Annotated in this window: 6 protein-coding genes; all 6 read left to right on the forward strand. The window is 40.7% G+C overall.

Translation table 11 applies throughout. The annotated features are described in order from the left end of the window. Window positions 1-1,144, forward strand: a 1,144-nt coding sequence (locus D6774_04920; protein ID RME77292.1) for a proline--tRNA ligase, incomplete at its 5' end; no start/stop codon positions are given. A gap of 130 nt (window positions 1,145-1,274) precedes the next feature. Beyond that, on the forward strand, window positions 1,275-2,399 hold the full coding sequence (locus tag D6774_04925; GenBank protein ID RME77293.1) for a hypothetical protein: 1,125 nt from the start codon (window positions 1,275-1,277) through the stop codon (window positions 2,397-2,399). A gap of 181 nt (window positions 2,400-2,580) precedes the next feature. Next, window positions 2,581-3,210, forward strand: a complete 630-nt coding sequence (locus tag D6774_04930; protein RME77294.1) for a proteasome subunit beta — start codon at window positions 2,581-2,583, stop codon at window positions 3,208-3,210. A 22-nt stretch (window positions 3,211-3,232) separates the two neighbouring features. After that, on the forward strand, window positions 3,233-5,134 hold the full coding sequence (locus D6774_04935; GenBank protein ID RME77295.1) for a beta-CASP ribonuclease aCPSF1: 1,902 nt from the start codon (window positions 3,233-3,235) through the stop codon (window positions 5,132-5,134). Between the two features lie 389 nt (window positions 5,135-5,523). Next, the gene (locus D6774_04940) at window positions 5,524-6,027 is read left to right on the forward strand and encodes a signal peptidase I (GenBank protein RME77296.1); all 504 of its coding nucleotides are present in this window, start codon (window positions 5,524-5,526) and stop codon (window positions 6,025-6,027) included. A gap of 115 nt (window positions 6,028-6,142) precedes the next feature. Further along, a partial coding sequence (locus tag D6774_04945; protein RME77297.1) for an NUDIX hydrolase occupies window positions 6,143-6,704 on the forward strand: 562 nt, incomplete at its 3' end.

Here is a 6,704-nt window from a genome sequence, read left to right on the forward strand (position 1 = left end):
AGATGAAGATTCTGGTGAGCGTCTTGCACTAAGACCAACGTCTGAAACCATCATGTATGATTCTTACGCCAAATGGATTCGTTCTTGGAGAGACTTACCCCTACGAATTAATCAATGGGCTAATGTTGTGCGCTGGGAAACTGAGCAAACAAAATTGTTTTTGCGCTCGCGCGAATTCCTCTGGCAAGAAGGTCATAATGTCTATGAAACTCTTGAAGAGTGTGATATTGAAACGGAGATGATGATCAAAGAGTATCAGAAGCTCTGCAAGGATGTGTTAGCATTACCTACAACAATTGGGCGAAAATCGGATCGTGAAAAATTTGCAGGTGCAGTTTACACTCTTACCATCGAGGCGTTTATGCCTGATGGAAAAGCATTACAATGCGGAACATCACATAACCTAGGACAGGGATTTGCAAAGGCATTTGGCATTTCCTTTCAAGATAGGGAAGGAAACAATGGTGTTCTTCCTTGGCAGAATAGCTGGGGGTTCTCAACACGGCTCATTGGTGCAACAGTAATGCTACACTCTGATGACAAAGGTCTTGTTCTTCCTCCAAAAGTTGCAAAAAACAAAGTAGTGATTGTTCCTATCCTCTTTGAAGATTCTCGTGATGCTGTTATTGAAACAGCAGAACTACTTGCTGATAAGTTAAAACAGTTCAACCCCTACATCGATGATCGTGAAGAGCACTCTCCGGGGTTCAAGTTCTCAGAATGGGAATTAAAAGGGGTTCCTCTTCGCATAGAAATAGGTCCAAAAGACCTTGACTCTGACTCTTGCGTTGTTGTTCGCAGGGACACTGGAGAAAAACAAATAGTTGAAATTAAGGATGTTGCTCAAGTGGTTGAAGAACTCCTAGAAGCTATGCATAATGATCTTTACGATAAAGCGCTGGAATTACAAGAACGTTTAACGGTTAGTACGAATTCCTATGAGGAGTTCAAAAAAATGATTGAAGCGCGTAAACGTGTTCAAGTGAGTTTTTGTGGAAGGGAAGAGTGCGAAGAGAAAGTAAAAGAGGAAACAGGGGCTTCTTCGCGTTGCCAACCACTTGATGATCCTGAACCTAAACATGAAACGTGCTTTGCTTGCAAAGAAGCAGCCACCGCAAACTTTTATTTCAGCAAAAGTTATTAGAAAGGAAGATTCTTTCTTCTTACTTCTTCGAGAGTGTCACGTCACAATTTCGTGACAACAATAGGTATTTAAACAACGTGATGTGTTGTAATCATTAACTCATAATGACTATTTATTAGGGGGAACTGCAATGAATAAGGTATTACTTTGGATAAGTGTTTTTGTTCTTTGTCTTGCAGCAGTGGCTGCTGCCAATGAGACAAACACAACTAATGAAAATGTCCAGTATCTTGAATTCTCAAGTATAGACATCAAGGTAACGGACGATATCAACGGCAAGGATGACAAAGCCGACGAGGGCGACTCTAAATTTGATATCTTTCCAGGATCAAAAGTGGAGTTTGAAATTGACGTGAAAAACCTCTACGATAAAGACATTCCAGGACAAGATCTAGAAATGCAAAACGGAGAAGTTGTCATCACTATTTTTGACATTGACGATGGCGATGATCTTGAAGAAGACGCAGACTTTGATGATATTAAGCCAGGAAAAAAAGAAAGTGCAACTCTTGAGTTTGATATTCCTCTTAAAGTAGAGGATGGCAATTTTGATGTGCTCATTGAATTTGAAGCAGAAGATGAAAATGGCACAATCCATAGAATTAATAAAACATACACTGCAAGAGTTGACAAAGAACGCCATCAACTTATCTGGGGTCGATTTGAACTCTTTCCTACGACAATTTCGTGTGATGAGACTGCTGAGTTAAGATTTAGCGTTATTAATATTGGACGTGAGGATGAGGATGATACTGTTTTCCGTGCAGTAAGCGATGCGCTGAACCTTAACTACTTTGTTGAAGAAGACGTTGATGCAGGTGGTGAGAGTGATGATGTTGAGTTTAAGGATACCCTCACGATTTCTGCTTCAGGTGTGAAACCCGGCTCATATCCTATTAAACTTGACGTGGAATATGATGATGGGGACGAGGTTCTCTCAAGGACAGCTACACTTCGTGTTGAAGCGTGCGATAGTGGTGTTGAGGATTCCTCTGATGATACTTCTGAGCAATCTTCACAGCAACAAGCAAGTACACAAACGACAACACAAGTGCAACAACCGGTGCAGAATGCTCAACCACAACAAGTAGTTCAACCACAACCAATCATTGTTGAATATAATGAAGTTCCAACGTCAAGCGGAGTTTTTGCATCAACTCCTGAAAAGAGCTGGATCTCTGAAAATTCAACCGTGGTATTGGTGATTTCAGCGCTTGTGGCACTGCTCTTGCTTGCATGGATCATCAAGCGATAAATTTTTTTCACCCTTTCTTTTTTGCCTTTTCTTTCTTTTTTCTCTTTTTTGTGTTCTTCCTGGTGTGTTCTTGGTTACCTTGTGTGCTACTTTTCTTGTGCTGTCAGATTGCTCATGAACAAAACCTTTATAAATCACCTCTCCGATTACGATTATCAACCACCTATTCTGGTATATTCACATGGAACAGCTCAAAACAGGAACAACTACTGTAGGTATTGTCTGTAAAGATGGTATCGTCCTTGCAGCTGATAAAAGAGCAACTGCGGGAAATCTCATAGCACAGAAAAAAGCACAGAAAATCCACGAAGTAACTGATAAAATGGCAGTTACAATTGCGGGTTCTGTTGCAGATATCCAACTTCTTATTAAGCTCATCAGAGCTGAGCTTCGCCTCAAAGAGATAAGAGAAGGAAAGCCCAGCTCAGTAAAATCCGCAGCAACACTCCTTGCAGGAATGGTGTACCAGAACATTCGTAAAATGTCGATGATTCCTGGAATTTCCCACTTCCTCTTTGGAGGCGTTGACGCAAAAGGACTCGAACTCTACGATATTTTCCCTGATGGGTCTATCGCAGAAGTAGAAGATTTTATTGCATCAGGTTCTGGATCTGTATTTGCGTTTGGAGTGCTTGAAACGCTCTACAAACCAGGTATGAGTGTAGATGAAGGAGCGGATCTTGCTCTTAAAGCAATCACGGCAGCACTTGCACGAGATTCAGCTTCAGGAAACGGGGTTGACTTATGGAAAATTACTAAAAACGGTGTGGAGAAAATATCAACAAAGATAGCAGAAACATCGCTTGTTTAATTCTTTTAAAGGTGTTCTTATCATGGCTGAAAACTTGATTTTAAAGGAGATACTCAAAAAATTGCCCGAAGGTGCAATTACTGATGCGGGCTTTGAAGCTGCGAATATTGTGCTGTACACAAAGGATGAAGAGTTAATTTTTGATAGCATGCCTCTTATTAGAGAACTTGTTTCTGAATTCAAAAAACGTATTGAGATACGACCTGATCCCGAATTGTGCAAGGATAAAGAATACACTAAGAAGGTAATTATGGAAACGATTCCCGAAGAAGCAGGTGTTACTGACATTATTTTTGATGATCAACGCTCCCAAGTCATCATTCATGCGGAAAAACCTGGAAGTGCTATTGGCAAGAATGGAGCAACGCTTAAAGAAATCAAACAGAAAACGTTTTGGGTTGCGGAGCTCAAACGCACACCTCCTATTAGATCCCAATTGATTGAGAATATTCGTAGCGTTTTATATGAACATTCTGATTATCGTCGTAAATTTCTCAACAAGGTAGGTCATCGCATCTACGATGGGTGGATTAGAGGGAAAAAAGATGAATGGGTTCGCCTTACTTTTTTAGGGGGAGGAAGGCAGGTAGGAAGATCTTGTCTGTTACTTCAAACACCAGAATCTCGTATCTTGCTTGACTGCGGTATTAACGTTGCAAGTGAGGATGAGCCTTTTCCCTATCTTGAAGCTCCTGATTTTCGCATTGATGAACTCGACGCAGTAATTTTGTCTCATGCACATTCAGATCACTCTGCACTAATTCCTTACTTGTATAAATTTGGTTATCGAGGACCTGTGTATTGCACAGCTCCAACAAGAGATCTCTCCGCACTCTTGATGTTAGATCATGTTAAGATCACAAAAATGGAGGGGAAAAAGGAGTTATATGATGTTGAGGATGTTAAAGAATTTGTAAAGCACTGTATTGTTGTGGACTGGAAAGAAGTAACTGATATCACTCCTGATGTGCGTTTGACGTTTTATAACTCGGGTCACATGCTAGGATCTTGTCAAGTTCACCTTAATATTGGAAATGGGCTTCATAATTTTGTCTACACAGCAGATATTAAGTATCGTAACACGTTGCTCTTGCAAGGTGCCGAGAATAAGTTTCCTCGTTGTGAGTCTATGCTCATTGAATCAACGTATGGGGGAAAGGATTCTGTTACTGAAGATATTATGGAGCAGAATTCTCACTTTGGTGATCTTGTTAAAAAAACATTTAAACGTGGGGGGAAATTATTACTTCCCACGCTAGGTTCTGGAAGAGCGCAAGAAGTCATTGTTTTTGTTATCAAGCTTATTGAGTCTGGCGAGATCGATCCTGTTCCTGTGTATGTTGATGGGATGTGTTGGGACATCACTGCAATTTATACAGCATATCCTGAATTCTTGAATGCGCGTGTGCGTAATGAGATTTTCCACAAAGATAACAACCCGTTCCTGCATGAATGCGTAAAGCGGGTGGGTTCCGCAAAAGAAAGAAGGGCTGTTATTGAATCAGAAGAGCCTGCAATTATCATTGCAACTTCAGGTATGCTGGTGGGAGGGCCTTCTGTTGAATATTTCAAGGCAATGGCAGAAGATCCTCGTAACACGTTGGTATTTTCTTGTTATCAGGGAGAGGGTTCATTAGGGTCAAAAGTGCGTAGAGGAGAAAAGGAAATCATTCTTGGTTACGAAAAATCTGGTCGTCCGCAAACGCTTGAGGTAAAGATGGAAGTATCCAAGATTGAGATTTCGGGTCACGCGGATAGAGGTGAGTTGATGGAGTACATTAAGCGGTGTTCTCCTCGGCCTCGCAGAGTGCTCGTAAACCATGGTGATCGTGGCAATTGTCTTGATCTTGCAAGTTCTATTCACAAAACCTTTAGAATTGAGACACAAGCACCGCGAAACCTAGAAACAGTAAGGTTAAGATAAGCAAACAATCCAAAACGGTGTTCTTTTAGTGTTTTTCTTCTTTTAGCCCTTTTCCTTGGTTTTTGAGCGTGGAGGGGGTTGCAAGTGATTATCTGGGAGGGAGTTGTAGAATGGGATTTCTGCTTAAAGGTATCACTCTTCAATCTTTTTCTCTTCGCTTTCCCATAAGAAGTCTTTTGAGCACATATATCCTAGATGGGGTCTGTTTTTGCGCTCTGTGGGTGGTCGTACCTCTATTTCTTCGGGAACAGTGACAACTTCTTCTTCAGGAATTTCATCGCTCATGGTTTGCATTCGAGTGCTTTCTTTATAAATACCTTGCTATGTAACTACTTTGTAGTAAGTATTTTTCGCTAGATTTATATAGATAAAGGAGAACAACACACGTTATGAGATATCTCAACACCCTCATACTCATACTCATCTTTAGCATGGGGCTCATAACGCAATCTCTTCTCACACAACTCTTCTATGTAGATATGAAAAGCCCATTTCCCGTAGGATTCAGGGGTTTTAGCGCGCCAGAACGACTATCCCCTGCAGATCATATCAAGGAGTCAGATATTGGCGTCTACGCACACCAAGTAACAATTGACGTAGAAGGTGCATCATGGGCGACATTTACGAATACTAATTCCATGGATCCTCTCCTAGATGAAACAGCACACGGCATAGAAATCAAACCTACATCTCCTGATGATATAAGCATAGGTGATGTCATCTCCTACAAATCACAAAGCGTGGGAGGATATGTCATTCATAGAGTGATAGATAAAGGAGAAGATGAAAAAGGAGTATACTTTATTCTTAAAGGAGATAACAACCCTTCAGAAGATCCTGAAAAAGTGCGTTTTGAACAAGTTGAAGGGATCCTTGTAGCAATCATTTATTAACCTGTGCACACGATGTACAACACAAAGAAGAACAAACAGTCCTAAACAACACAGCCGTTTCCTTAATACAAAACGGGTTTAGGGCAAAACACATAACTCATAACCCATCTCAACAATGCAAGCACAAAAAAAATATGAAGAACAGAACTTAAGGGGTTTAGCAAACTTGCGACCAGAAAGAGAAGAGTTACACCTCGAACAACAAGTAAGACTTCTTCTTAAAGATCCTAACACAGACAGGTTTCTCTTCGTACAAGAACAAAAAGCAGATGGAACGCTCTCAAACCACATAAAAACAGTAGGAGGAATCCGAAAGCCACAAGAAACTCTTGAGGATGCAATTCACAGAGAAGTCGAAGAAGAAGTAGGTCTCAACATAAAGCCACAGTCCCTTCACCCCCTTACCGTATTTACCGACAGGCGTGAAAAAGAAGTGGGTGGAACATTAAGAGTAACAAGTTCTACAGTTCACTTCTACTATGGAACACTCGTAGAAGATAAATTCCCTCCTGAAGGACCTGTAACAACAAATGTTCGTGAAGATGAACAAGGAAATAAAACTGCCTTTTTTCACTACCTCTCATCTGCAGAAATCCAACACGCCCAATCAAAAAAAGGTCTTAAAATTTTTGAAGCAACAAACAAAGCTGTACGCTACTTTCTTGATAAAAGCTATG

The organism is Candidatus Woesearchaeota archaeon (genome assembly GCA_003695435.1).
Taxonomy (GTDB): Archaea; Nanobdellota; Nanobdellia; order Woesearchaeales; family UBA11576; genus J101.